The organism is Chitinibacter tainanensis DSM 15459 (assembly GCF_000429785.1).
Lineage (GTDB): Bacteria > Pseudomonadota > Gammaproteobacteria > Burkholderiales > Chitinibacteraceae > Chitinibacter > Chitinibacter tainanensis.
In genome coordinates, this window is the sequence record NZ_AUCN01000009.1 from 604197 (window position 1) to 631170 (window position 26974).

The 26974-nt window shown below is 55.8% G+C and carries 16 protein-coding genes; 9 read left to right on the forward strand and 7 right to left on the reverse strand.

Annotated elements, in window-relative coordinates:
* The first annotated feature begins 84 nt into the window (after positions 1-84).
* The 6 genes from G482_RS0104035 (at position 85) to G482_RS0104070 (ending at position 12301) form a co-directional block, all read left to right on the forward strand.
* Positions 85-1464 carry an OmpP1/FadL family transporter gene (locus G482_RS0104035; protein WP_028448956.1) on the forward strand — a complete coding sequence of 460 codons (1380 nt, stop codon included), beginning with the start codon at positions 85-87 and terminating at the stop codon, positions 1462-1464.
* A gap of 109 nt (positions 1465-1573) precedes the next feature.
* Positions 1574-3976: a 3-hydroxyacyl-CoA dehydrogenase/enoyl-CoA hydratase family protein gene (locus tag G482_RS0104040; protein ID WP_051258699.1), complete on the forward strand. Its 2403-nt coding sequence runs from the start codon at positions 1574-1576 to the stop codon at positions 3974-3976.
* Between the two features lie 144 nt (positions 3977-4120).
* Positions 4121-5335, forward strand: coding sequence for an acetyl-CoA C-acyltransferase (locus tag G482_RS0104045; RefSeq protein ID WP_028448958.1), 1215 nt, complete (start codon positions 4121-4123; stop codon positions 5333-5335).
* Between the two features lie 237 nt (positions 5336-5572).
* Positions 5573-6136, forward strand: coding sequence for a chalcone isomerase family protein (locus G482_RS0104055; protein ID WP_028448959.1), 564 nt, complete (start codon positions 5573-5575; stop codon positions 6134-6136).
* A 553-nt stretch (positions 6137-6689) separates the two neighbouring features.
* Complete coding sequence (locus G482_RS0104065) at positions 6690-8429, forward strand: autotransporter assembly complex protein TamA (RefSeq protein ID WP_169721049.1); 1740 nt, start codon at positions 6690-6692, stop codon at positions 8427-8429.
* Positions 8426-12301 carry a translocation/assembly module TamB domain-containing protein gene (locus G482_RS0104070; protein ID WP_028448961.1) on the forward strand — a complete coding sequence of 1292 codons (3876 nt, stop codon included), beginning with the start codon at positions 8426-8428 and terminating at the stop codon, positions 12299-12301. The genes G482_RS0104065 and G482_RS0104070 overlap by 4 nt, the downstream gene beginning before the upstream one ends.
* 17 nt (positions 12302-12318) lie before the next feature.
* On the opposite strand, the gene G482_RS0104075 is transcribed toward G482_RS0104070, so the two are convergent.
* On the reverse strand, positions 12319-13038 hold the full coding sequence (locus tag G482_RS0104075; RefSeq protein ID WP_051258700.1) for a ComF family protein: 720 nt from the start codon (positions 13036-13038) through the stop codon (positions 12319-12321).
* Between the two features lie 61 nt (positions 13039-13099).
* Here G482_RS0104075 and bioB point away from each other — a divergent pair, with 61 nt between their 5' ends.
* Positions 13100-14083, forward strand: a complete 984-nt coding sequence (gene bioB, locus G482_RS0104080; RefSeq protein ID WP_028448963.1) for a biotin synthase BioB — start codon at positions 13100-13102, stop codon at positions 14081-14083.
* A 144-nt stretch (positions 14084-14227) separates the two neighbouring features.
* On the opposite strand, the gene G482_RS0104085 is transcribed toward bioB, so the two are convergent.
* The 3 genes from G482_RS0104085 to G482_RS0104095 are packed head-to-tail and all read right to left on the reverse strand — an operon-like array spanning position 14228 to position 17075.
* Entirely contained in the window at positions 14228-14512 is a 285-nt protein-coding gene (locus G482_RS0104085; RefSeq protein ID WP_028448964.1) for a metal-sensitive transcriptional regulator, read from the reverse strand.
* Positions 14484-14714, reverse strand: a complete 231-nt coding sequence (locus G482_RS0104090) for a heavy-metal-associated domain-containing protein (protein WP_028448965.1) — start codon at positions 14712-14714, stop codon at positions 14484-14486. Before G482_RS0104090 ends, G482_RS0104085 begins: the two co-directional genes overlap by 29 nt.
* A 9-nt stretch (positions 14715-14723) precedes the next feature.
* Positions 14724-17075: a heavy metal translocating P-type ATPase gene (locus G482_RS0104095; protein WP_034618722.1), complete on the reverse strand. Its 2352-nt coding sequence runs from the start codon at positions 17073-17075 to the stop codon at positions 14724-14726.
* 304 nt (positions 17076-17379) lie between these two features.
* Between G482_RS0104095 and G482_RS17220 the strand changes: the two genes are divergently transcribed.
* Positions 17380-19800 carry an EAL domain-containing protein gene (locus tag G482_RS17220; RefSeq protein WP_084414448.1) on the forward strand — a complete coding sequence of 807 codons (2421 nt, stop codon included), beginning with the start codon at positions 17380-17382 and terminating at the stop codon, positions 19798-19800.
* 90 nt (positions 19801-19890) lie between these two features.
* On the opposite strand, the gene dnaE is transcribed toward G482_RS17220, so the two are convergent.
* Complete coding sequence (dnaE, locus tag G482_RS0104105; protein ID WP_028448967.1) at positions 19891-23331, reverse strand: DNA polymerase III subunit alpha; 3441 nt, start codon at positions 23329-23331, stop codon at positions 19891-19893.
* Between the two features lie 81 nt (positions 23332-23412).
* On the opposite strand from dnaE, the gene G482_RS0104110 reads away from it, so the two are divergent.
* Positions 23413-23595, forward strand: a complete 183-nt coding sequence (locus G482_RS0104110; protein ID WP_028448968.1) for a YjfB family protein — start codon at positions 23413-23415, stop codon at positions 23593-23595.
* Positions 23596-23658: 63 nt separating this feature from the next.
* Here G482_RS0104110 and G482_RS0104115 read toward each other — a convergent pair whose 3' ends face one another.
* Together G482_RS0104115 and G482_RS17225 are read right to left on the reverse strand one after the other, a co-directional pair.
* Positions 23659-24252, reverse strand: a complete 594-nt coding sequence (locus G482_RS0104115; RefSeq protein ID WP_028448969.1) for an NF038129 family PEP-CTERM protein — start codon at positions 24250-24252, stop codon at positions 23659-23661.
* Positions 24253-24268: 16 nt separating this feature from the next.
* Complete coding sequence (locus G482_RS17225; protein WP_084414449.1) at positions 24269-26956, reverse strand: DUF8508 domain-containing protein; 2688 nt, start codon at positions 26954-26956, stop codon at positions 24269-24271.
* Positions 26957-26974 lie beyond the last annotated feature (18 nt).

Here is a 26974-nt window from a genome sequence, read left to right on the forward strand (position 1 = left end):
ATCTTCGCGTGGATGTTTTGAATAAATAGAAACTCTGCCAGTACAACTGGCGGGAATGTGCGTACCACACACTGGAGAAACAACATGAAAACGATTTGCCGCTCACTGCAACTGATTGGCGTCGGCTCAGCGCTGCTGGCTGGCCAAGCGCTGGCTTCGGGCTACAACTTTGGCACGCAAAGCGCATCCAACCAGGGCTTTGCCAATGCCGGTGCCGCCGGCCTGACCGATGCTTCCGTGTTGTTTTATAACCCGGCCGGCATGTCGCAAGTTGAAGGCACGCAAGTATCTGGGGTGCTCAACTACATCATTCCGGATGGTAATTTCACTAACACCAATTCCACCAATGCAGCGGGGATGGCGGTGACGGGCAGCAATGGCGGCAGCTTTGGTGTTGCCACGCCAGTACCGCATATGTATCTGACGCATCAGATTGATGATCGCTGGACGGTCGGGGTCGGGATGTTTGTGCCGTTTGGTTCGCACACCGATTACAGCAAAGATTGGGTGGGCCGCTACAACACCACCGAAAGCTCGCTGATGACGTTCAATCTGAACCCGAGCGTGGCCTATAAATTTAACGATATGGTGACCATCGGGGCTGGCGTGAGCGTGCAGTACATCGAAGGTAAGCTCGCTAAACAGCTCGATCTGGGTCTCTCGGCCGCCTCAACCGCGTGTAAATCGGTGCCTGCCGCAACGTGTAGTGCGCTGATGCGGGCGCTGGCCAGCAAAACGCAATATGACGGCAGCTCGGAAGTCACCGGTGACGATATCGGCTACGGCTTCAATCTGGGCGCTACGTTTAAATTGTCAGACGCAACTCGCGTGGGTGTGGCCTATCGCTCGGCGATCAAACACAAGCTGGAAGGGGATGCCAAATTCACGGTGCCGCAGAATTTTGCCAGCAGTGCTCTGGGTGCCGCCGCCGGTGGGCAGATTCAGGCAGGCCTGAACGCCCAGCTGAAAAATAAAGCCGCCACGCTGGAAGTCGAAACACCTGAGTCGTTTTCGCTGAATGCCTTCCATCAAATCAATGAACAATGGGCGGTAATGGCTGACTACACCTGGACCCGTCATTCACGCTTTGATGAAATCCGCATCAAGCTTGATGGTGCCGCTGATTCGGTAACCCCAACCAACTGGAATGACACCAGCCGTTACTCGGTGGGCGTAAGCTACAAACCGACCGAGAAATGGACTTTGCGCGGCGGTTTGGCCTATGACAACGCGCCAGAAAATGATCAAAACCGCATCGCTAGTATTCCCGATAGCGATCGGGTCTGGGTGGCGCTGGGGGCTAACTATGCCTTCACTCCAACCCAATCGGTGGATCTCACCGCGATTTATGTTGATCTGAAAAACTCAACCATCGCCCAGAAAGACCAAAACGGGGCGACGGTACGCGGTAATTACGACATCAGCTCAGTGACGCTGGGTGTGCAATACAACCATCGTTTCTAAGCCCATTGCTCTTTGCGTAGCCGGGAAAATCCGGCAGGTGGTGGCTGCAGCAGCAGCCACCTGATGCTTTCGCTGCGGGTGCGCTCTGCACCCAATAGAGGTTCCAACAATGACTGCTGTTTTGTCACCCAAAGGCGCGGCGCCCATTCGCCGGGTTGCGGTTCTGGGCGCGGGTGTGATGGGGGCGCAAATCGCGGCCCATCTGGCCAACGCCTCCATTCCCACCATTTTGTTTGATTTGCCGGCCCCGCAGGGCGATCCGAACGGGATCGTGCTCAAAGCGCTGGATAATCTGAAAAAACTCAAGCCGGCTCCCTTAATGTCGGCAGGGCGGGTAGATGCGATTGAAGCCGCAAATTACGGCAGTGATCTGGCACGGCTGGCAGAGTGTGATCTGGTCATCGAAGCGATTGCCGAGCGGCTGGATTGGAAAGCCGATCTGTATGCCAAGATTGCACCGCATCTGGCGCCACATGCGATCTTGGCCACCAATACTTCGGGCCTGTCGATTGAAAGCCTGGCCGCCAGTGTGCCGGCTGAAGTGCGCCCACGCTTTTGCGGGATTCACTTCTTTAATCCACCCCGCTATATGTATCTGGTGGAACTCATTGCGACACAAGGCTCGCAGGCCGATACCCTGGATGCCCTTGAATCTTTCCTGACGATGCGCCTAGGTAAAGGCGTGGTGCGTGCCAAAGACACGCCGAACTTTATCGCCAACCGCATCGGTGTCTTTTCAATGCTGGCCACCATTCATCATGCGCAAGCCTTCGGCATTCGCTTTGATGTGGTCGATGATCTGACTGGACCACGGCTAGGACGGCCCAAATCAGCCACTTTCCGGACCGCCGATGTGGTGGGTCTTGATACCTTTGCCCATGTGGTCAAAACCATGACCGACACTTTGGGCAATGATCCTTGGCATGGCCTGTTTAAAACGCCAGATTGGCTGCAAGGCCTGATCGCCAATGGCGGGCTGGGGCAAAAAACCAAGGCAGGTATTTACAAAAAGAATGGCAAAGAGCTGCTGATGCTCGACCCAAGCGCGGGTGAGTACATCCCTGCCGGGCAAAAAGCCAGCGATGCCGTGAAGGCACTGCTGAAAATCGAAGACCCGGCTGCGCGGCTTGCAGCGCTGCGCGCCTCCGAGCTACCTGAGGCCCAATTCTTGTGGGCCTGCTTGCGTGATGTGTGGCATTACATCGCCGTGCAATTGGCAGATATTGCCGACAATGCGCGCGATGTGGATTTTGCGATCCGCTGGGGTTTTGGCTGGCAGCAAGGCCCATTTGAAATGTGGCAAGCGGCTGGCTGGCAAGCTGTTGCGGCGGCCATTGCCGCTGACATTAGCGCGGGGAAAACGCTGTCGGCTACGCCGCTACCGGCTTGGGTCATGCAGCGCGAGGGTGTCCATGCTGCGGGTGGCTCCTACAGTGCGGCGGAGAATACTTTGCAGGCGCGCTCGAATCTGCCGGTGTATCAGCGCCAGCTTTACCCGCCACGTTTGCTGGGCGAGGCGGCGCCAGATTATGGCCAAACCCTGTATGAAAATGACAGCGTACGGATGTGGTTGCCACCCACCGCAACAGGTGGGCAAGATGTGCCAGTGCTCAGCTTTAAAACCAAAGCCCATTGTATTGGGGCGGGGGTATTGGCTGGAGTGCAAGAAGCGATCAAGCTTGCCGAGCAATACCACCCAGGTTTGGTGATCTGGCACCCTGAGGCGCCATTCTCGGTGGGCGCCGATTTGCTCAGTATGGGGCCGGCCTTTATGACCGGTGATTTTGCGGCTATTGAGCACATGGTGGCCGAGTTTCAGGCTACTTCGCAGGCCATCAAATACGCCAAAGTGCCGGTGGTTGGCGCAGCGCAAGGGTATGCGTTTGGCGGTGGCTGCGAGTTCCTCATGCATTGCGCCCGTGTCGTGGCACATGTGGAAACCTATATCGGGCTCGTTGAGGTTGGGGTCGGCCTGCTGCCAGCCGGTGGCGGGTGCAAAGAATTCGCCCAGCGTGCGGCCAAGCTGGCGCGCAATGGCAATATCCTGGAAACGCTGAAAGATTTTTATCTGGCGATGGCAACCGCCAAAGTCGGCACCAGCGCCGAAGAAGGCCAGCAAATCGGCTATTTGCGCGAGTCCGATATTGTGGTGATGAATGCCAACGAGTTGCTGTATGTCGCTCAAGCGCAGGTGCGGGCTTTGGCGGCCTCGGGCTATCGCGCGCCACTGCCACCGAAAGCCTTCCCGGTGGCGGGCCGCTCAGGCGCGGCAACCATTCGCGGGCAGCTGGTCAATATGCTCGAGGGTGGTTTCATTTCCAAATACGATTTCCATATCGGCATGCAAATCGCCGAAGTGGTGACCGGTGGCGATGTTGAAGCCGGTACCTTGGTGAATGAAGACTGGATTCTTAAGCTGGAGCGTGAGCGCTTTATGGGGCTCTTGAAAAAGGGCAAAACCCAGGAACGCATCATGCACATGATCGAATTTAACAAACCACTGCGCAATTAAGGTGGGGCTGGCGGCCTACACGCGCGGCTTTTGCTGGGGTTGGGAAATATCCTGCAGCCCTAGCAAGCGAAAACGCGTTTGGTAGTGCCGCCACGTAGTCCCCAACCCAAGCTGGCTTAGACGTATTTATTTGAGGAGCTCGTAATGAGCAAACAAATTCAGGAAGCTTATGTGGTCGCCGCCGTGCGCAGCCCGGTGGGCAAAGCGCCACGCGGCATGCTTAAAAATGTTCGGCCCGACGATTTGCTGGCCCATGTGATTCGCGCCGCGATGGCCAAAGTGCCGGCGCTAGATCCGGCGCGAGTGGAAGATGTGGTGGTCGGTTGCGCCATGCCCGAAGGTGAGCAGGGCATGAATGTGGCGCGGATTGGCGCCTTGCTGGCGGGCCTGCCCAATACCGTTGGCGGCATTACCATCAATCGCTTTTGCTCCAGCGGGATTAATGCGCTGGCGCTGGCGGCCGACAAAATCCGCCTCGGTGAAGCCGATGTCATGATCGCCGCGGGTACCGAATCGATGTCGATGGTGCCGATGGGCGGTAATAAGCTCTCACTCGGTAGCTCGATTTACGAGCGGGATGAAAATGTAGCTATCGCCTACGGCATGGGTCTGACCGCGGAAAAAGTGGCCACCCAGTGGGGGATTAGCCGTGAAGACCAAGATGCCTTTGCCCTGGCTTCACATACCCGTGCTTTAGCGGCCACCGCCAACGGGGCGTTTGCCGATGAAATCGCGCCGCTGGAAGTCACCTATCGGGTGCCCAATCTGGCCACCGGTGAAGTCGAAACCTTTACCAAGGTACTGAGCGCCGACGAAGGCCCTCGCGCGGATACTAGCCTCGAAGGGTTGGGCAAACTCAAACCAGTATTTGCCAGCCCGCAAAAAAATGGCTCGGTTACCGCTGGTAATAGCTCGCAAATGTCGGATGGGGCGGCTGCGCTGATTGTGGTGTCAGAGAAAATCCTGAAGGAATACAACCTGACCCCGCTGGCCCGCTACGTGACCTTTGCCGTCAAAGGTGTACCACCAGAAATCATGGGGATTGGCCCGAAAGAAGCCATTCCGGCCGCCTTGAAACTTGCTGGTCTGCAGCAAGATCAACTGGAATGGATTGAGCTGAATGAAGCATTTGCTGCTCAGGCGCTGGCGGTGAGCCGCGATCTGGGGCTGGATATGAGCAAGGTGAATCCCAACGGCGGCGCGATCGCGCTCGGTCACCCGCTGGGCGCCACCGGCGCCATTCGTGCCGCCACCCTGATCCACGGCCTGCGCCGTCAGGGTAAAGCCGGCAGCTATGGCATGGTGACGATGTGTATCGGCACAGGCATGGGGGCTGCGGGTATTTTGCAGGTGCTGTAATCAGGTCTAATTTTTCTAGCCCGCCTTGGCGGGCTCAGGCTGCTGACCAAGTGGAAGGGCAATACTTTTCAAGTCTCGGCAAAGCCGAGCCTAAGGGCGAAGGCTTTGAATCTGCAGCCTTGATGTTCTATACCCACCCCTCCCGTCCCCTCCTTGAGGGGAGCCTCGCTTCGCGAGTGGGGTTTGTCATCAATCTGAGCCCGCCTTGGTGGGCTTTTTTGTCGCTGGAGTAAAGCCATGAAAAAACAAATTTTAACGGTCTTGCTGGCTTGCGCAATGCAGCCACTGTGGGCGGCTGAAGTGGCCGGGATTATCTTGCCCGATCAGGTGGAGCTGGCGGGCAAAAGTCTGCAGCTCAATGGCGCCGGGGTGCGTAAAAAACTGATGTTCGAGGTGTATGTGGCGGCGCTCTATACCCCGGCCAAACTCAACGACCCCGCGGCGGTGTTGGCCTTGCGCCAGCCGCGGCGCTTGCAGCTGAATATGCTGCGCGATGTGGATGGTAAAACCTTGGTCGAGGCGCTGAGCGAGGGGCTGAAAGACAATCTGAGCGCCGTGCAATACACCGCCCATGCGGCGCGGATTGCTGAGCTAGAAAAACTACTGCTCTCGGCCAAAGAAGCCAAAATCGGGGATGTGATTCAGCTTGATCTGCTGCCAGGCGAAGGCGTACGGGTGCAGTTTCGCGGCAAATTACTGGGGATGATTGCCGGGGATGAGTTTGCACGCGATTTACTCACGATCTGGTTGGGCAATAAACCCGTGCAAGAGAGCCTGAAGCAGAAATTGTTAGCGCGCTAATCAGGGTTTTTACGTAGTTTAGCTACGTTGTGAATTTTCACTTATTTGTCATTATTACAAAATAGTGCTGAAAAAACAGTGGCTGAGTGGGGTTGTTTGTAGTTTTTGTTGGTTGTTGTTACAAATCTGTACGTAGTAAAGCTACAAAAATGCTTGCGCTAATTTCGTAGTTTTGATAAAGTTCACTCATCGAATGAGCAAGCGGTTCTTCGCGGTGAAGGGCCACTAGACAAGGAGAAGTATCATGCGTTCGCTGATTAAATTTTCCAAAGCTGTCGAGTCTTTCCAGCAACTGCTGGTTAAATCTTACGGTTGGCAGCTGACCCTGCCTCGCTAAGAGCCCGACTCGCCGCTTTGGCCGAGTGTTTTGTAGTGTGTGTGTTGTAGCAGTAAGTAGTACCCGCGTGACTTAGGTTGCGCAATCGACTCCATCCTCCTGTGCCCGATTCCGTGCCCCCGCACGAATCGGGTTTTTTTTGCCCATTTTTTCCGTGTTGGCTGCCGCCGGGCGGGGATTTTGGTAGAGTTGCCCTTTTGCAAAGGAGTGGCTGATTTGCGCTGGATCGTTCCCTGGACTGCCGTGTTACTGTGCGCCCCGGTGTGTGCGCAGGAAAGCTCATTGCACTACAAAATCCAGCTGGAAGCCCCCGGTGAAGTCAGTGATTTACTGCAATATCTGAATTTATTTCAGTGGCAAAAGAAAAACCGCCTGACTCCCGAGCTGCTGGCGCGTGAAGTCAGTGGCTTGCCGGCTGCCGCGACCGAATTGCTAGCCACTGCCGGCTACTTTGCCCCGACCATCGAGAGCGAATTACGCCAAGAGCAAAATACCCCGGTAGTGTATCTGCGAGTAACGCCCGGCCCGCAAACGCTGGTGAAGCATACCTCTGTTGATCTACAGGGTGAGATTAACCATGATCCGGAAAAGCTGGCCCGCGTGAACGAGCGCCTTGGCCGCCGTGGGCAAAATCTGGAAAACCAGCCCTTCAGCCAAAGCAGCTGGGATGAATACAAAAAGCGCAGCCTGCAGATTTTGCAAAATCGCGATTTCCCCGCCGCCAGCCTGCTGAGCAGTGAAGCCAGCATCGACCCTGTCACCGCTGAGGCCAGCTATCAATTGGTGCTCGATAGTGGTCCGGCCTATGTTTTTGGCCCATACACCATCCATGGCCTGTCGCGTTATCCTGAATTTTTGATCCACGATCGGGTGAAGATCCCGGCAGGTACCCCCTATAGCCGCAGCGAGCTGCTGGAGCTACAAACCGAGCTACAAAATCTGCCGCAATTTGCCACCGCCTTGGTCGATGTCGAGCTCAGCGGTGAAGAGCCCTATACCGCGCCGATTCGCATTGATGTGCAAGAAGTACCGCTGCATCGAGTGAATGGCAGTGTGGGTTACAGCACCAATACCTTGCTGAAATCGGAGCTGGCCTACCGCTATTTGAATTTATTCAATCGCGGCTGGGTAGCCGATAGCCGCATTCGGCTAGAGCAGCGCGAGCAAGCGTTTGAGCAATCGGTCACCTTGCCGCAAAGCCGCAGTGATTGGGAACATCGGGTGTGGCTGAGCTATCTGCATCAGGATTTACAGGGGCTGGATTCCCAACTGTATAAAACCGGCGTTTCCCGGCTGAAAAAGGGCGATGAAATCGAGCGCACTTTTGATCTGCAATATCAGATTGAAAATCGCCGCTTTAACGATGGCAGCGAAGAGCGCCCGCAAACCCTGACCCTCAATCACATCTGGACGCAACGCAAACTGGATAACCGCCGCAACCCGCGCAATGGTTATCTGGCTCAGCTCGAGATTGGCGGTGCGTCGGCGTATTTACTCAGTGATGCGACCTTTTTACGGCTGTACGGCCGCGGGGCGTATTACCACCGGATAGGCCAGGATGGGCAAGTGATTTTGCAAGGCGCGCTGGGCGAGACTTTTACCAAATCGCCCGAAGGCATTACCTCGGATTGGCTATTTCGCGCCGGCGGCTCGGGCAGTGTCCGCGGCTATGACTATCAATCGCTGGGGGTGAAAAGTAATGGCTCGGTGATTGGCGGCCGGGTCCTGGCCACGGCCTCGGTCGAATATCAGTACCCGATTGTCAAAAACTGGAAAGCCGCGCTGTTTGTCGATCATGGCGGGGCCGGCGAGGCCTGGCATAACCTTGAGACGGTGACCGGGGTCGGCGTCGGTGGGCGCTGGAATAGCCCGGTTGGGCAAATTGGTTTTGATTTGGCGTATGGCGTTGACCTCCAGCAAATCCGCTTTCACTTTGCCATGGGGTTGGTGTTTTGAGCACGCCTGAGCCGCAGTTAAATCATCCTGAGCCATCAGGGGCCGATGCAGCAACACCGCCGCAGCCTGCGCCTAAGCCTCGCTATGGCTTAGTGCGCCGCGTATTGCGGGCGCTAGTGTGGAGCACGCTGCTGTCCTTCGGGCTCTTAAGCTTGCTGGCAGTGCTGGCCTTAAGCTGGGTGGATTCGGCGCGTGGCCGTTACTGGCTAGTGGATCTGATCAACCACAGCGATGTGGCGCAGGTGCAGAGTATCGAAGGCTCATTCTGGTCAGAAATCACCATCAAACAGCTCAAAGTGAAGACGGCCGATTTAAAACTGGAGCTGGATTACGGGGTATTGGCCTGGGAGCCATATCTATTGCTCGTGCGCGACCTAAGCCTACCCAGGGTATCGCTCGGGCAGCTCACGATTCAGACCGCCCCCAAACCGCCGCAAGCACCACCGTCGCCACCGCCCACTGATTTAACCCTGCCATTGGGTATTCATCTGGATCAGCTGCGGATTGTCAAACTGGATGTCGATGGCGTGGTACTGCGCGATCTGGCTGCCAGTGTGTCCAGTAATGGCCGCTTTCACCGGCTGACCTTGAGCCAGTTGCAATTGCCGCAAGGCCAAGTGAACGCGAAGCTGAATATCGAAGGCAAAGCGCCGTTTTATAGCGGCGGTAGTGTGCAATTTGCCGGGGTGGTGGAAGAGCAGGCATTTAGCGCCCAAGGCCAGCTGAGCGGGCCGCTGCGCGATTTGCAACTTAAGTTGCAGCTCAAACACGCCAAAGTCAGTGCACAGGGCAATGTGCAAATCGATGCCTTTGCGCCCTATGCCTATCAAATGGTGCGCCATGGTGATGTGCAGCTGGCGGGGTTTAATCCGGCTGCCTGGGTGCCGGCAGCACCACAGGCTGATTTACTGTTACAAGCGTATTTTAAGCCTACGCCCACTGGCGTTGAGGCGAAAATTGAAGTGCATAATCGCCAACCCGGCGCGCTGGATCAGCAGCGCTTGCCGCTCGAGCGTCTGCTGGCCCAACTGCAGGTGCAAGGCGAGCGCTTGCGGGTGCAAGAGTTGGCGCTGAATGTGCCGGGCAAAGGCCAGCTCCTGGCGCAGGGTGAAGTTGAGCAGGGCAAAATGGCGCTCAAGCTGCAGGTGAAACAGCTGGATGCCCAGGCACTGTGGAGCACCCAACCCAAAACTGCGCTACAAGGGCAGCTCAAATTGCTGGGGCCATGGCTCAGCCCCGGTGTGCAGGGGCAGATTGAAGACAGTAGCCGCCAAGTGGCGCTGCAGCTTGATTTAGGCTGGATCAAGCCCGAAACCCAGCGGCGGCTGGCGATCCGGCAGGCTGAAGTGCGCCACGGCACCAGCCAGCTGGCGGCCAAAGGCGAATTCAACCTCAATGCCCCGAATGATTTTCAACTGGAGCTCGCAGCCCGCAGCTGGAATCCCGCCGAATGGCTGCAAGGTATACCCGCGGGGCGTATTGGCCTGCAGGCTAAATTAAAAGGCGCTTTGCAGCCTAAACCCCAGCTGGATTTGCAATATCAATTAGCCGAGAGTGTGTTTAATGGCCAGGCTTTGGCGGGCAACGGCGTGCTTAAACTCACGCCCGAGCGCCTCACGCAAAGTGATTTCTGGCTCAGCCTCGGCAGTAATCGCCTTAGCGCCCAAGGCGCATTGGGCGCGGCGGGAGATGAACTTGATTGGCGGCTGGAGCTACCCAATCTGGCGCAAGTTGGCTTTGGCCTCGCCGGCAAAGCCAGCGGGCAAGGCCAGCTGCGCGGGCGCTTTGCCCAGCCGCAGTTAGAGGCTAATTTGCAGGCGCAAGGCGTGCAAGTAGCAGGGCTGCAGCTAGAGCAAGCGCGGCTGCAACTGAGTACCAGTGTGCAAAACAATACTCCCGTAAATGGGCAGCTGAATCTAAGCGGTTTGCAGATGGGCGAAACGCGCATTCAGCAGGCGGCGCTGACGCTGCAAGGTATGCTGCAGCAGCATCAGCTCAATCTCAGTGCCAGCGGCCAACAAGGCGCGCAAGCCATCAATCTGCAGCTGGCCGCTCATGGCGGGCTGCAAAATCAGCAATGGCAGGGCGTTCTCGATCGCCTTAGTGGGCAATTCGGCTTACCTTTTAAGCTAGGCAATAGCCCGAGTTTGCAGCTAAGCGCGCAGCGGGTGAATCTGGGGGCCGCGAATCTGCAAGTGGGGCAAAGTCTGCTTAGCCTGCAGCAAACCCAATGGCAAAACGGCGCATTGGAGAGCAGTGGGCAGCTGCAAAAAGGGGTGTTGGCCGAATGGTTGCAGCTGGCCAGGCTCAATAACCCGCGCACGGATCTCATTTTGGCTGGCCAATGGCAGCTGCACTACAGCGGGGTCATAAATGGGCAATTCAATCTGGCCCGGCAAGCCGGTGATTTGGCCTGGCTGGAAGAAAATGGCCAGCGCCTGCCGCTGACGCTGCAAAATCTGCAACTGAATGGCAATCTGCAGATGAATCGCCTGAATGGCCAGCTGCAAATCCAGACCCAGCGCTTTGGCAGCATCAGCGCCAGCACGCAGGCCCAGCTGGATCTGGAAGCCGGCCGCCTAGCCCAGCACGCGCCTTTGGATGTGCGCTTGAATGGCCAGCTACCTGATCTGAGTGTGTTTAACCCCTTCCTTGCTGGGGCCAAGCTGCAGGGTAAGGCGCGGCTGGATGTGCATCGTAGAGGTACGCTGACTCTGCCGGTGCTCGACGGAGTAGCGCGGGCAGATGGCCTGGCTTTTGACGACCCGGCCAGCGGCGCCAAACTCAGTGATGGGGTGATTGAATTAGGCCTCGTGGGCCAGCAGGTAAAAGTGAACGCCTTTAATTTTAAGGGCGGCAAAGGCAGCCTCACCGGTAGCGGCGCAGTGGATTTTCGGGGTGGTAAAGCCAATGGCGGGCTTAAGCTGACTGCGAGTCGCTTTACGGCCATGAGCCGAAGTGATTTGTTCTTGGTTTTATCCGGCAATGGCGCGCTCAATTTCAAAGACAACATCATGGATATTACCGGCCAGTTCCGTGCCGATGAAGCCGATGTAGGCCTGCCGCAAATGGCGGGGGATGCGCCAAAATTGGGCGCGGATGTGGTGATCAAAGGGCGCAAAGCCGAGCGCCAGCGCGCCGAAGTGACGCCGTTTTCGCTGCTGGTGGACTTCGATCTGGGCGAGCAGTTTATGTTCCGTGGCGCCGGGCTCGATTCCCGCCTGCAAGGTAAGATCAGGGTGCGGGCCGACGCCAAACAAACCCTCAAAGCCGTCGGTACCATTAACACCGAAGGTGGTGAGTACAAAGCCTACGGGCAAAAGCTGGCGATTGAGCGCGGTATTCTGTCCTTTAATGGGCCTTTGGATAACCCAACTTTGGATATCTTAGCCATTCGCCGTGATCAGGCCGTAGAAGCCGGGGTGGAAGTGCGCGGCACGGCCAATTCGCCGCGCGTATCGCTGTATTCCGAGCCCAATGTACCCGATGCGGAAAAAATCGCCTGGCTGCTGTTCGGGCATGGTACTGAAAGTATGGAGAAATCCGATGGCGCGCTGGTCTTGCAATTGCTGAACGCCATGGCCAGCAATGGCGGCGCTGGCTCTTCGCTCACCGATGACCTGCTGGGGAACTTTGGGATTGATGAAGTGGGTTACAAATCCAAAGAAGAAAGCGATGGCACGACCACGCAGATTGTAACGGTGAGCAAGCGCCTTACCCGCAATCTGAAAGTCGGGCTGGAAAAAAGCTTTAATGGCCTGAGCGATGCGGTGAATTTTACCCTGCAGCTCTCGCGCAATTGGTCGATCGTTTCACGGGTTGGCGTGGATGAAAGCTCGGTGGATGTGAAATACACGCTGAGTTTTGATTAGGCATGCGTGATTGAGTTTTATGGCTTGCGCGATAAGCCCTCAGGTGTGCGCGCCAGCACCAAGGTCCACACCTCGCTGGCCCCCGCAGCCAGCAGCGTACGGCTGGCCTCATGCAGGCTGGCGCCGCTGGTCATCACATCATCAATGAGCAGCACGCGTTGCCCGGTGAGATCACCATGTGTCGTAAAAGCACGGCGGACGTTTTTCCAGCGTGCGCGGGCGCTCAAACGGGCTTGATGTTCGGTGTCGCGCTGGCGGCTGAGAGCGTGTGCGTGAATGGGGAGGTGCAGCTGGCTGGCCAGCCCGAGGGCCAGCTCCATAGCCTGATTAAAGCCGCGTTCGCGCAAACGCTGCGGGTGTAGCGGTAGCGGGATAAGGGCTTCCATGCCGCTTAGCTCATGCTGCCACGCGGGGATGCTGAGTGGCAGTAGGCTCCGCAGATGTTGCCACTGCCCGGCAAATTTCGCGGCCTGAATCAACTCTTTTAGCGGTGAGGTATAGAGATACAAGGCATAGCTGCGCGTAAAGGCGGGCGGATGGCGCTGGCACTGGCCGCATAATTCGCCCGCCGTCGCAGGGCGGGCGCAGCGCGGGCAGCTGCGGGTTTGCTCCCAGCGCGTCAGCTGCGCCTGGCAAGCTGGGCAACAGGCGTGCGCGGGCCCCAGATGCAGGCTGCGGCAGAGCAAACATTGTTGCGGGATAAAGTTGTTCAAAAAATGCGTGAATAAATTTGACAATGCCGGCGCTCATTCGGACAATCCAGCTTCAAGCTTAGAACCAAACAGGAATTGCCACCGCATGAGCCAATGTCAAACCATCGAATTCAAGCGCCATACCCCGCATCCAGAACAAGCTTTGTGGAGCCGGGAAGCGGTGGCCGAGCTGTTTGCCCTGCCGTTTAATGATTTGCTGTTTCAAGCGCAGCAAGTGCATCGCGCCAATTTTGATGCCAATAAAGTGCAGCTCTCGACGCTCTTGTCGGTTAAAACCGGCGGCTGTTCGGAAGACTGTGGCTATTGCTCGCAATCCAAGCGCTATGACACCGGTCTGGAAGCGCAAAAACTGATGGACGCCGACGAAGTTATTGCCGTAGCGGCGGTGGCCAAAGAAAACGGCGCCTCACGCTTCTGTATGGGCGCGGCATGGCGCGGCCCGAAAAACCGCGATCTGGATGAAGTAAAGAAAATGATCGCCGGTGTAAAGGCGCTGGGGCTAGAAACCTGTGCCACTTTCGGTATGCTCAAAGAAGGGCAGGCCGAGCAGCTTAAAGACGCGGGGCTGGATTACTACAACCACAATCTCGATACCTCGGAAGAAAAATACAGCGATATCGTCAGCACCCATAGCTACGCCGATCGGCTCGATACCCTTGGTAAAGCGCGCCAGGCCGGGCTGAATGTCTGCACCGGCGGGATTGTAGGCTTGGGTGAAACGCGGCTGGATCGGGTGGGGCTGCTCACCCAGCTGGCCAATCTTGATCCGCAACCGGATTCGGTGCCGATCAATAATCTGGTGCAGATTGATGGCACGCCGCTTGATGGCTCGGAAAAAGTAGATTGGACCGAGTTCGTGCGCACGATTGCCGTGGCGCGGATTATCATGCCAAGAACCTATGTTCGCCTCTCGGCCGGCCGTCAGCAAATGCCTGAGCAAATGCAGGCGCTGTGTTTCTTGGCGGGAGCGAATTCGATTTTCTACGGCGATAAACTGCTGACCACCGGTAACCCGGATGTGGAAGGTGATAAGGCGCTGTTTAAGAAACTGAATCTGCAGCCGCTGTAATCCCTGCTGCAATACCTGTCTGGGTATGTTGCTCTAGATATTATTAATATTGGCTTAGTGCAATATACCTGTTGTTTTGGCGCTAGTCATAGCCAGAAAAAACCACGCCGCGGCGTGGTTTTTTGCTGGATGCGGCATCAAGGCTTAGCCACGTACTTTCTTAATTACTTGCAAGAGATCCGCCACTGCAGCGTCGGCCTTGCCGGCTTTCAGCGCTTGGGCGATGCAGTCTTGAGTTTGTTGCTCAAGCAGAATCAAAGCCAGGGCATCCAGCGCAGAGCGTGCGGCAGCCACTTGATTCAGCACTTCGCTGCTGGTGCGATCTTCTTCGATCATGCGGGTAATGCCAGACACCTGACCGACAATGCGGTTCAGGCGTTTGATCAGTTGATCTTTGTTTTCACGCTCTTGCTTCAGGGATGATGTCATATCCAGCTTCCTCTATGGTGGTTTCCAGCGCCGCGCGGCTGGTTTGCGTGGCATCGAACACGATGTGTGCCTTGCCGGGGTTTAAGGTCACGGTGGTCGAAATCACCCCCGCAACGGCTTCCAATGCACGCGTGACCGCTGCGCTACAGCCGCCGCAACTCATGCCCGCAATGTTGATTTCAATACTGCTGTGCGTACTCATCTTGATTCCTTACCAGCGCATTCGTTTCAGCAGCAAGGCGTTGCCAATCACCGATAGAGATGACAGCGCCATTGCTGCGCCGGCCAGCATCGGGTTGAGCCAACCTAAGGCCGCCAGCGGAATGCCCAGAATGTTGTAAATAAAAGCAAAAAACAGGTTTTGCCGGATCTTGCGCAAGGTGACTTGCGAGAGCACGATGGCGCTACTGATCTGACGTAAATCATTGTGCATCAGCGTGATATCGGCGGTTTCCAATGCCACGCTGGCCCCGGCCTGCATGGCAAAGCTGACGTCGGCAGCGGCGAGGGCGGGCGCATCATTAATTCCATCGCCGACCATACCCACGCGCAGCCCGCTGGCTTGCAGGCGGGTGACGGCGGCGTGTTTGTCGGCTGGAGTACTATGCCCATGCGCGGCCGTGATATTGAGCTGCTGCGCGATGGCCGCCACTGCGGCGGGTTGATCGCCACTCCAGATTTCCAAGTCCACCCCATGCTCGCGCAGCGTCTGCACAGCTTCGGGGGTGCTGGCGCGTAAAGTGTCTTGCAACAAAATCAGGCCCGCAGGGTGGGTATTGATCGCAATGCCCACTAGCGTATAGCCGCTGGAAAGATACGTCTGGTATGTATCTGTATGCTGGCCAGCAAACGCCCACTCGGGCTTGCCCACTTGAATCTGCTGCCCATTCACTGTGCCGCTTAAACCCGCGCCAGCTTCCTGCTGCAAGTCGCTCGCTGGCCACAGCGCTGTGGCGGGCAGATCCGCCAAAATGGCACGCGCCAGCGGGTGCTGGCTGTGTTGCTCCAGGCTGGCGGCCAGACGCTGGAGTTCGGTGGTGCTGTAGTTGTTATCCAGTACGATCAGCTCTTGCAGGCTGGGCTCACCGGTGGTCAAGGTGCCGGTTTTATCCACCAACAGGGTATTGAGCTGGCTGGCGGTTTCGAGAGCGCCGGCGTTGCGAAAAAGAATACCGCGCTGCGCCCCCAGCCCCAGCCCGACCATCACCGCAGCGGGCGTCGCTAAGCCAAGCGCGCAAGGGCAGGCAATCACCAGTACGGCGACCGCGCGCAAGATGGCGGCGTCGGCTGCGTGCAGGAAATATAGATTGCCAAGCAAAGTGAGCGCAGCAATCAGCAAAATTGCCGGCACAAACCAAGCCGAGATGCGATCAGCCAGCTGCTGAATCGGCGCTTTGCTGCCTTGGGCGGCTTGCACCAGTTGGATAATCTGATTGAGCTGTGTGTCGGCCCCGAGCGCGGTGACACGGATTTGCGCGCTACCGAGCTGATTGCGCGTGCCGGCATACACGCTGTCGCCAATGGTTTTGTCTTGCAGCTGCGCTTCGCCAGTGAGCATGGCTTCTTCCACGCTGAGCCCGCCAAGCAGCAGTTCGCCATCAATCGGGATGGTTTCACCGGCCCGCACTTGCACGATATCGTTGAGCTGCAATGTGGCGATCGGTAACTCTTGCCATTGTTCAGCGCGTAGTACGCGGGCGGTAGTCGGTTGTAGCGTGAGCAAAGCACGGATGGCGGCCCCGGTTTGGCGCTTGGCCCGCTCTTCCAGCCATTTGCCCAGCCAGACCAGCGCAATTACCGTGACGCTAGCTTCAAAATACAAGGCTGGATTTTGCGCAAAAAGATGCCAAACACTCAGCCCCCAAGCTGCCGTGGTGCCGAGTGCCACCAGCACATCCATATTCGCAGCGCCGCCACGTAACGCCAGCCAGGCACCACGATAAAAACGCCAACCGGCGATGGTTTGAACCAATGTTGCTAAAATCAGCTGTGACCAAGCTGGCAAGGCCAGCGTATGCAGACCGGCGAGCATCAGCAGCATATCCAGCCAGAACGGCAGCGCACAGAGCAAAGCCAAGATCAGTGGCAGTGGGGCGCGAACTGAGGTGCGGCTTCGCGCAGGTTCGGTTTCTTCCGTGTTGGCAGTAAACCCTGCTGCACTAATCCAGTTTTGCAGCTGGTTAATGCTATACAACCCATGCGGCGCAGTGAGGGTGGCGGTTTCGCTCGCGAAATTGACAGTGGCGCTCAAAAGTAGCTTTTTATTCAGCACTTTTTCCAGCCGCGTCGCGCAGGCTGCGCAGCTCATGCCGCCGATCTTGAACTGAATTGTCTGCATGCGGGCCTGAAAGCCACTGGCGCTGATTTGTGCCAGCACGGCAGGCCATTGCGCGGGATTGGTGCTGATGCTAGCGGTCTCGGTTGCGAAATTCACTTGCGCGGCGACGCCGTCCAGCCGATTGAGTTGTTTTTCCAAACGCTGCGCACAGGCAGCACAAGTCATCCCCTCGATAGGTATCTGCAGGGAATGATTGCTGGCTGATGTGTGCGAGGAAGTACCCATAGGGGTATCTTAGTGGCTATACCTGATACCCGCAAGGGGTATATAGAATGTGCACCATTGATTTACAACACTTTTTTCTCGCTGCTGCGGTACAATTACCGATTGGTCGCGATTGCTGGCTGTACAGTGCATAACTTTCTCTGCGCTCGGGTTTGCTGTCGCTTGGTATTGTAAAGACTTGCAATGTTGGTGAGATGTCGCTTAATCGCGGTTGCGCTGACGATCAGACTTGTTTCCTTACAAGGCTGCGTTTATTCTGAATCCAGCACGATGTTTCAAATGAATTAATCAGGTGTCCACTTAGGTGTTTTCTCAATTTTTCCACCGCATCGGCCGTTTTTACACCGCAAACCGTTTAGCCTGGCACCTGATTATTGCGGTGTTCGCCTCGGGGCTGGTGGTGACGGTAGCGATGACACTGTTTCTATTGAAGCAGGAGTATGATCGCAGCCTTGCGCAAACCCAGTCAGACTTGCAGACGCTGGGGCAAAGTGCCACGCCTCAGCTCGCCAGTAACTTATGGTTGGTGAATACAGAGGCGATTCGCGGCCAACTCAATTCTTTGCTACAAACGCGCGTGGTTAAACACGCCTTGTTGGTGGAAAGTGACGGTCAGCAATACAGTGCCGGCGATGTTTACGGGCAATATAATCTCGTTACCGCTAAATTCCCGGTGGTTTACCAGCACCCACTGAATAATCGTGAAGTGGTACTTGGGGAACTGCAGCTTAGCAGCACCCTTACTGAGCTTGAATCGCGTCTCTACAGTCAGTTTATCCGCCTGCTACTGCTGCAAGGGCTCGGGATGACCACTGCCGCGATTTTCTTTTTGTTTCTCTACCATCAGCTCATCGCGCGCCATCTGAGCCAAATTGCGGATTACACTCGGCATTTTAATTATCAGCAGCTCTCCGAACCGCTGCGCATTCAACGAAATCACACCAAGCCCGATGAGATGCAAACCTTGGTGGATGCGATCAACGAAATGCGGCGAAATATCCGTGATGGGCACGAAGAGCGCGAATTGGCGCAGCGGGCGCTGTATGTTGAGAAAGAGTTGGCCGAAGTAACGCTGATTTCAATCACTGACGCCATCATCACCACCGATAGCGAATTTAGAATAAAGCTGATTAACCCTGCTGCAGAATCACTATGCGGCTGGTCCAGCCATGATGCCCGTGAACGTTATGTTGCCGATATTCTCTGTTTAGGGGGCGACCTTACTCCCGACGATTTGTATCGCGTGCTCCTAGCGGCGCGCGACAAGCTCAAGCCGCAAAATGGCCTGAAAGCGACGCTACTTAATCGCGATGGTCATCAGTTGCATGTGGAATACGCCGTAGCGCCAATTTCCGATCAAGACGGTCAGGTGGTTGGGCTGGTACTGGTGTTGCACGATGTGACCGAATCGCAAGCCCTAACCGAGAAACTAGCCTATCAGGCCGAGCATGATTACCTGACAGGCCTAACCAATCGGCGCGGGTTTGAATCGGCATTGGCGCGTGCGCATGAGGCGGCGCTGAAGGGGCAAACCCAGCAATACTTGATGCTGCTGGATCTGGATCAATTCAAAGTAGTTAACGACACCTGCGGCCATCTGGCTGGAGATGAGCTGCTGAAAAATGTCACCGCGCTATTGCAGGGCTTGATGCTGCCGGGGCGCTCGTTACTGGGGCGTTTGGGTGGCGATGAATTTGGCGTACTTTTAAATTCGGCAACGCGCGAAGAGGCTGAACTGTTGGCCGAGCGCATTCTGCATGCGCTGATGCAGTTTCGCTTTGTCTGGCAGGATCGCCCGCATGGCGTCACGGTAAGTATTGGCTTGGTGCAGTTGGATGAAGAATGCGCCAGCCCGCAAGAGGCTATGAGCCAGGCCGATGTGGCCTGTTTTGCCGCGAAAGATGCCGGACGAAATCAGCTCAGTTGGTATAGCCACGAAGATGGTAGCCTGCAAGAGCGGCACAATGAAATCCAGCTCTTGGCTACCCTCAAAGAGGCCTTCGAGCAAAATCGCTTCCTGCTTTACTATCAGGCCATCATGCCGATGAATCAGCTCGATCAATCAGCACATCATCTGGAAGTATTGTTGCGGATGATTGATCAGCAGGGGCGGGTGATTGCGCCTGGGGCATTTATTCCGGCCGCCGAGCGTTATGACATGATGGCGCAGGTGGATCGTTGGGTGGTAGAAAACAGCATCCGCTATCTAGCCGATTGCCAAAGTCGCAATGAAGATTTGCCGCATATTGCGATTAATCTTTCGGGCAAATCGCTCACCAAGCAAACGCTGGCCTTTATTCTGGCGCAATTGGATCAGGCACAGGTGCCGCCGTATCTGATCTGTTTTGAGATTACCGAGACGGCAGCGATTGCCAATCTCAAAGAGTCGTCGATCTTTATCGAAACCTTGCGCACTCGTGGTTGCAAATTTGCACTTGATGATTTCGGCAGCGGCTTCTCTTCGTTTAATTATCTGAAATCGCTACCGGTGGATTACCTGAAGATTGATGGCTCACTGGTGACGGATATTGCGCATGATAAAGTCAGCCGGCAAATGGTGATTGCCGTGAACGACATTGCCCACAGCTTGGGCTGTAAAACGATCGCCGAATTTGTGGAAAACGAGGCTATCCTGCAAGAGCTGGCCGCCATTGGGGTGGATTTTGCGCAGGGGTATTTCTTTGGAAAGCCCGCACAGCTTGCGCCATCACTGCATACTGCCTAGGGTATGTTTAAATTACAAAACCCCCGCCAAAGCGGGGGTTTTAATTGGGCAAGTCTTTGCTTGAATTTGCCGAGAAGAGCTTGCTCAGGGCTAGAACTTCACTTCCACCGCCTGCGGCCCCAGCCATTCTTTGAGTTCGAGCAGCAATTCATCGCGCAGCACCGCGCGCCAGTGCTGCCCCAGCCGCACGGTACAACGCGCCGAACTGTTTTGATAATCCACCTCGACCGCGCAGCCTTCATCGGCGCAATGCGCTGACAGTACTTGCCGTAGCCGGGCTTCATCAGCCTGCGTGCCCAGGTTGAGTCGCAATACGCGGGCAAAATGGCTGCGGGTTTCGGCGATATCGAATACCCGCTCGGCCACGATCCGTTGCCCGCCGGAGAAGCGGTCTTCCGACACTTTGGCTTCCACCACGATCAAAGCATCATCTTTGACCTTGGTGCGATTGGCTTCAAATACCTCAGAAAACAGCGCCACTTCAACTTTGCCATTGCCGTCATCCAGCTGCACAAAGCCCATGCGGCCGCGTTCACCATTTTTGACGCGCATCCCAGCCACAATCCCGGCAATAAATTGCGGTTCGCGCTGGTTTTGCAGCCGATCGAGCCGGGTTTTGATCAGGCCTTTGATGGCCTTGGCGTGGGCGTCAAACGGATGGCCCGACAGATAAAACCCAATCGCGGTTTTTTCTTCGGCGAGCTTGACCTTATCATCCCAGCGCGGCGCTTCAATCATTTCGATTTGCGGCGCCGCCGCTGGCTCGAGCATATCGAACAAGCTAATCTGATTGGCGTTGGCCGCTTCGGCATCTGCCACGGCCATGGCTTGTTCCACATTGGCCATCAAGCGGGCGCGATGGTCGTCGATGGCATCAAAAGCGCCACCACGGATTAGCGCTTCGAGTACCCGTTTATTCACCTCTTTTTTATCGGTGCGGCGGCACAGATCGTACAGATCGGTGAACGGGCCGTTTTTCACGCGCTCGGCCACGATCATATTCACGGCGCTCTCGCCCACCCCTTTGATGGCGCCCAGCGCGTAACGAATTTGCCGTTTGCCGACCGGCACGAAGCGATAGAAGCTTTGATTGACATCCGGCGGTAGGAGTTCGAGTCTGTTTTTTTCGAGGCAGTCATCGTAAAAAACTTTCAGCTGATCGGTGTTATCCAGCTCGGATGACATCGTGGCGGCCATAAAGGCGGCGGTGTGATGGGCTTTTAGCCAAGCAGTGTGGTACGACACCACTGCATAGGCGGCCGTGTGCGATTTATTAAAACCATACTCGGCAAACTTAGTCATCAGATCGAACAGCTGCTCAGCCAGTGCCGGATCGTAGCCTTTCTTGGCGGCACCTTCGGCAATGGTCGCCCGGTGCTTGGCCATTTCTTCCGGCTTTTTCTTACCCATCGCGCGACGTAGCATATCGGCGCCACCGAGGGTATAGCCACCAATAATCTGTGAAATCTGCATCACCTGCTCTTGATACACGATCACGCCGTAGGTCGGCTCAAGGCATTTCTCAAGATCCGGGTGGAAATAGTCGGGTTGCTCGATGCCTTTTTTCCGGTTGATAAAGGTGTCCACCATCCCCGAGCCCAGTGGGCCCGGACGATAAAGTGCCAATACCGCAATAATGTCCTCGAAACGGTCAGGGGCGAGCTTTTCCAGCAGGCGTTTCATCCCGTCCGACTCGACCTGGAATACGCCGGTGGTATTGGCATCGCGGAACACCTGATAGGCGGCCTGATCTTCAAAGCCCAAGCTCATTAAATCGAGGTATTCGCCGGTTTGCTCTTTGATGTATTGCAGCGCTAACTCGATAATCGTTAAGTTGCGCAGGCCCAAGAAGTCAAACTTCACCAAACCCACTTGCTCAACGTCGTCTTTATCCAGCATCGACACGGGAGAGGCGTCTTCGCCCGCAGCCTGATACACCGGGCAGAAATCGGTAATTTGCCCAGGGGCAATCAACACGCCACCCGCGTGCATGCCGATATTACGGGTGAGGCCCTCAAGTTTTTTCGCCAGCTCCCACAGCTCTTTGAGTTCTTCCTCGCGCTCGATCCGCTCGGCAAGCTCAGGCACCATCTCCACGGCATCATCAAGGCTATATTGCTTGCCCGGGGCGGCGGGGATGAGTTTTGAGACACCATCGCAAAACATATACGGCAAATCCAGCACCCGGCCCACATCGCGCACCACGGCTTTGGCTGCCATCGTACCGAAAGTGGCAATCTGGCTGACCGCTTCGGCGCCGTATTTTTCCCGCACGTATTCAATCACACGCCAGCGGTTTTCCTGACAAAAGTCGATATCGAAGTCGGGCATCGATACCCGCTCAGGGTTCAGGAAACGCTCGAACAGCAGGGCGTAGGCGGTTGGGTCGATGTCGGTAATACCGAGGCTATAGGCCACTAGCGAGCCTGCACCTGAGCCACGGCCCGGACCAACCGGGCAGCCGTTGACCTTACCCCAGGCAATGAAGTCCGCCACGATCAGGAAGTAACCCGGAAACCCCATCTGAATAATGGTGTCGGTTTCAAACTTCAGCCGTTCGTAATAGCGTGGGCGCTCGGCTTCGCGTTTAGCCTCATCGGGGTATAGCTGCGCAAGGCGCATTTCCAAACCGCGTTTGGCCTCATACACCAGAAAATCATCCAGCGTCATGCCATCGGGTGTCGGGAAGAGCGGCAGGTAGTTTTTGCCCAGTACGACATTCAGATTGCAGCTCTGCGCAATCACCGTGGTATTGGCTAAAGCTTCGGGTAGATCCGCAAACAGGGTTTGCATTTCGCTGACCGATTTGAAATATTGCTCTTCGGTAAAGCGTTTGGGTCGGCGCTTGTCGGCCATGACATAGCCTTCGGCAATGCAGGTGCGTGCTTCGTGGGCTTTAAAGTCATCCCGATCCATAAATTGAATCGGATGGGTGGCCACCACCGGTAAATCCAGTTGGGCGGCTAAATCGAGATGCCCTTGCAGACTATTTTCGCTACTCGGATTGCCAGTGCGCTGAATTTCCAAATAGTAGTTACCGGCGAACTGCGCCTGCCACCATTGCGCCGCCGCTAGCGCCGCTGCATCGTTATTGGCAAGGATGTATTGCCCAACTTCGCCGAGCTCCGCCCCTGAGAGGCAAATCAGGCTACTGTTATCACCGGCGGCCAGCCAGGCCTTTTTCAGCTCGGCACGGCCACGGTATTGATTGTGCTTGTAGGCTTCGGTGAGAAGCTCACAAAGGCGGCCATAGCCGGCACGGTTTTTACAAATTAGTAAAATGCGGTAAGGCTTATCTCGGTCGTCTTCATTTTCGACCCAGGCATCAACGCCAACAATCGGTTTCAGGCCGGCATTGCGACAAGCTTTGTAATGCTTGACCATGCCAAACAAGTTCATTAAATCCGAAACGCCTAAGGCCGGCATTTGCTCGGTCTTGGCGCGTTTAACCGCGTCGTCCAGGCGGACGATACCGTCGGTCACAGAAAATTCGGAATGGAGGCGTAAATGGATAAAGGGAGGCGCTTTCATGCCGATAGTGTAACATCAGCGCTGTTTTACTGCGCCGATTCCGCCGCCTTGGGCGGGTGAAGTCAATGTACGGGAGGTCCTATGGACGCAGGCTTGGTTAATGCCGCTAGTAATGCGGCGCCTAGTGATGTGGCACCGTTAATGGTGCTTAAAAAAGCCATGGATCTGCAAGCCAACACCACACTCAGCCTGCTGGCGGCATTACCGGCGCCAGCCACGGTGAACCCAGCCCATCTGGGGCAGAATGTGGATGTACGTGCCTGAACGGTTTGCAATCCGGCAACAAAAAACCGCCCCGTGGGGCGGTTTTTTATTAAACCAACGGGTTTATCGTTGGCGGCGACGGCTGCGGGCGTACAGTGCGGCGAGCCCCAGTCCCAGCAATGCATAGCTTTCTGGCTCGGGCACTGGGGCGACTTGCACACCCGTGGCAAGGTCTTGTTGCAGCTGGCCGGGCAAGGCATTGAACTGCAGCGCGGCTAATCCGGCCTGATTGGTTTTGAGCAGATTGAAGTCTTTATCGAGTAGCTGCAAGCTAAAGCTCATGCCGTCTGTGCTAGGCTGATTCAGCCAGTCGCCGGCGAAGTCGAGCACAAAGTGCAATTGATGACCATAGATGATGGATTGGGTCCAGCTAGCTAAGGCTTGGGCACCTTGGCTGTTGAGTTGCAATTGCTGGCTAAGCTGGCCTTGCTGCTGACTTTGATCCAGCACATCGCCCAGTTGAGCACCGGTAAAGCGGCTGATGGTGGCTAAAACGCTAGGACGATTGGCATCGCCACCGAGTTGAAACGATAAAATGCCATCCATGCCTTGCAAGGCTTGGGTATCAATTTTTACCGAAAAAAGTTGGGCTTGGGCCGCCTGTGTGGCCAAAATGAGCGCCATGGCACTGGCGAACTGGTGAATAGTTAAACGCATGATCTTTCTCTCTGAATCAGTAATTAAATACCGCTTGTTCAACGGCTAGCTCGTAGCCAAAAGCTTGTTTGCTTGGGTTGCTGAACTGTAGTTGTACGGTGTTTCCAGCAGTAAAGCTGATGTATGGGCCGCTAGCGCTTGGTGCTGTTGCATTTGCGAGAGATACCCCGGCAGGCAAACCTTTAACCACCAAGCGATAATTGCCAGCAGCAGCCGTCACCGCCCGGGTGATCACTTGGCTGCGGTATTGTTTGGTTTTCAGATCGAGCACGAGGCCAGATTTGCTGAGGCTAAATTGTGCCGTGACGTCTTGGATGCTTTGCGGAAGTCGAATGCGAGCTACTTCAGGATCGTGGTCGCTCACTTGATCGGCAAATTCGGCATTGGTATGCACGACATCATATTCAGCGAACCGCGCGAGATTGTCAGACAGCAGGATATGATCGAGCACTTGGCTATTACCTTCAAACACATAGCTATAGCGTTCGCTTTCCGGCAATTGCTCTACCATATCCACCATGCCGGCCGCCTTAAGTTTGGCCAGCGGCGCTGAGAACTGATAGTCGTTCAAATCACCCATGACGGCGACCTTGGCATTTGGATTAAGGGTTTTTAGGTCACGAACAAAATCGGCCACGATTTGCGCTTGCTGATTGCGCTGCACCTCGCTGCTCAAGGTCGGTGGCTGGAAGCGGCCTGCTACCGGCTGATCACCACCTTTAGAGTTGAAGTGATTGGCGATCACAAACAGTTTATGCCCGTTGAACATAAACTCGCCCACCAAAGGCTTGCGGCTGTTATTGAAGGCGTTGCTGGCCGGCTGGATGCGACCCGGGCTGTGGGTCAGGCAGGCAATCTCTGCACAAGTCACGCTGTTAACTGCGGTATTGGCCGTCGCACCTGGGCGATCGATGAAACTCACTCGCGCTGGATTAAACATCAGCACTTGGCGGATATTGCCGCCTGGCTCGCCGCCATCCTGATTGCGGTCGGGATCAATTTGCCGATAGCTGTAATTTGGTCCACCAGCTTGGCGAATAGCATTCAGCAACACCTCCATGGTGGCGGCTGCACTTACCAATTCAGTATCGGTGGCGCCGTTACCATCTTGCACTTCCATCAGGCCAACCACATCCGGGCTGCGTAGATTGGTGACAATCTGGCTCGCTAGGCGATTGATTTTGGCCGGATCGTCTTTCGGGTCGAGGTTTTCCACATTGAATGAAGCCAGTGTCAGCTCATCGGCAGCGGCTGCACGTGTGATTTCAGCCTGCAAATTGCCACGGCTAAGCGGGGCCAGATCGCTGGCAATGAGGCGGAAATTCGCAAAGTTATAGTCCAGCACGCCGACTGCATACTGGAAGCTATCGCCAACATTGGCTGCAGGCACCACCGCGTTGCCACTCACCAGAATCAGACGGCCCGAGTTTCGCTCATCTTCCGTGATGGTAATGCCGCCTCGTTGATTGGGTAGTGTGGTTTGCTGGCGATAGTTCGCAACGATTGCCGTATCGTGGGCAGCGTAGCTTTGAGTAGGGCCAACGACTTGGGCGCCGGTGACGCTAACTCGCATGCCTTCGAGTGACTCTAGGAAATCGAGCGCATTTTTAAGATCGAGTTGCGGGCTAGTTTCTACATCGACGGCCGCACCTTGCCAGTAGCGCGCGGGAATTTTGCCCGTGATCTCGATCGGCGCTGGCAGTGCTTGTTTTTGGGCCGTGATCTTAATCTGCGCCATGCTGCTTTCTAGCTCGGTGACAGTGAGTTGGGCGCTGTCTACACCGCCTGGGCGGTATTCTTTAACCTTGCCGCTCACTTCAACGGCATCGCCAATCGCGACCGTGGGGGCGGTTTTGGTGAAAACATAAATGCCTTCCGATGTGAGCGGATTATTATCTGGCAGAGTGTCTTGCATGAAGAAACCGCCTGCTGTCACTTGGGTGACTACCCCAGGAATGCGGCTAACGCTTTGCCCATTCAAGCTCGAAAGATGTCGCTGCCCTTGGATGTCGTGAATCCGGATTGCCGAAGGTGGCTGGCTTGGCTCGCTGGGATCAGTGGGTTTGCTGGGGTCAGTTGGATTGTTGCTGCAAGTGACCGATTGGCTGGCGCTGTTGCGCGGATTGACGCTACCCACGGCAAAATCGGAGCTATTACTTTGGCTGTCTTGGCAGCCATTGAGTTTGCGGCTAATCGATTGGCTATTGGAAGGAGCGGGTGCCGGTTTATCTTCACTAGCGTTCGCGCTACCAAAGCCAACAAAATCAGCAACCTCAGCCGCGCCAGCGCAGTTGCTGCCACAGGCGAGTGCGATTTGATTGCGCACCAAGGCCACTTTCCCTGCGCTGGCACTCATCGCGATATTGCCGCTGAAGTCTGGTGTCGGTAATGCTTGGCTGCCACCCTGGCCTGTTGCTTGCGAGATTAGCAAATATTGCCCGGCTGCGAGCGTGCCACTTAATGGGGTGACCTGCCAGCTACCACCTGTTGCCGAGGCGTATTGTACTGACCAGTTGTTTAATTCGACCGGCTGGTTGCTGGTGTTCAGAAGCTCGATAAAATCATTACGATAAGTGGCGCCATTATTGCCACCGCCGCCATAAATCTGGCTAATGACTACTGAACTGGCAGCTAAGCTCGGGCCTGCCATAGCTAAAGCAATTGCTGCCACTAGCGTTTTGCAGTGTGGTGTAGTGTGTTTCATCCCTGTTTCTCATTCTTG

What these genes read in the sequence shown, in the direction of transcription:
- G482_RS0104035 (WP_028448956.1), top strand. Translation starts at nt 85, where the DNA reads ATGAAAACGATTTGCCGCTCACTGCAACTGATTGGCGTCGGCTCAGCG.
- G482_RS0104040 (WP_051258699.1), top strand. Translation starts at nt 1,574, where the DNA reads ATGACTGCTGTTTTGTCACCCAAAGGCGCGGCGCCCATTCGCCGGGTT.
- G482_RS0104045 (WP_028448958.1), top strand. Translation starts at nt 4,121, where the DNA reads ATGAGCAAACAAATTCAGGAAGCTTATGTGGTCGCCGCCGTGCGCAGC.
- G482_RS0104055 (WP_028448959.1), top strand. Translation starts at nt 5,573, where the DNA reads ATGAAAAAACAAATTTTAACGGTCTTGCTGGCTTGCGCAATGCAGCCA.
- bioB (WP_028448963.1), top strand. Translation starts at nt 13,100, where the DNA reads ATGAGCCAATGTCAAACCATCGAATTCAAGCGCCATACCCCGCATCCA.
- G482_RS0104085 (WP_028448964.1), bottom strand. Translation starts at nt 14,512, where the DNA reads ATGACATCATCCCTGAAGCAAGAGCGTGAAAACAAAGATCAACTGATC.
- G482_RS0104090 (WP_028448965.1), bottom strand. Translation starts at nt 14,714, where the DNA reads ATGAGTACGCACAGCAGTATTGAAATCAACATTGCGGGCATGAGTTGC.
- G482_RS0104095 (WP_034618722.1), bottom strand. Translation starts at nt 17,075, where the DNA reads ATGGGTACTTCCTCGCACACATCAGCCAGCAATCATTCCCTGCAGATA.
- dnaE (WP_028448967.1), bottom strand. Translation starts at nt 23,331, where the DNA reads ATGAAAGCGCCTCCCTTTATCCATTTACGCCTCCATTCCGAATTTTCT.
- G482_RS0104110 (WP_028448968.1), top strand. Translation starts at nt 23,413, where the DNA reads ATGGACGCAGGCTTGGTTAATGCCGCTAGTAATGCGGCGCCTAGTGAT.
- G482_RS0104115 (WP_028448969.1), bottom strand. Translation starts at nt 24,252, where the DNA reads ATGCGTTTAACTATTCACCAGTTCGCCAGTGCCATGGCGCTCATTTTG.
- G482_RS17225 (WP_084414449.1), bottom strand. Translation starts at nt 26,956, where the DNA reads ATGAAACACACTACACCACACTGCAAAACGCTAGTGGCAGCAATTGCT.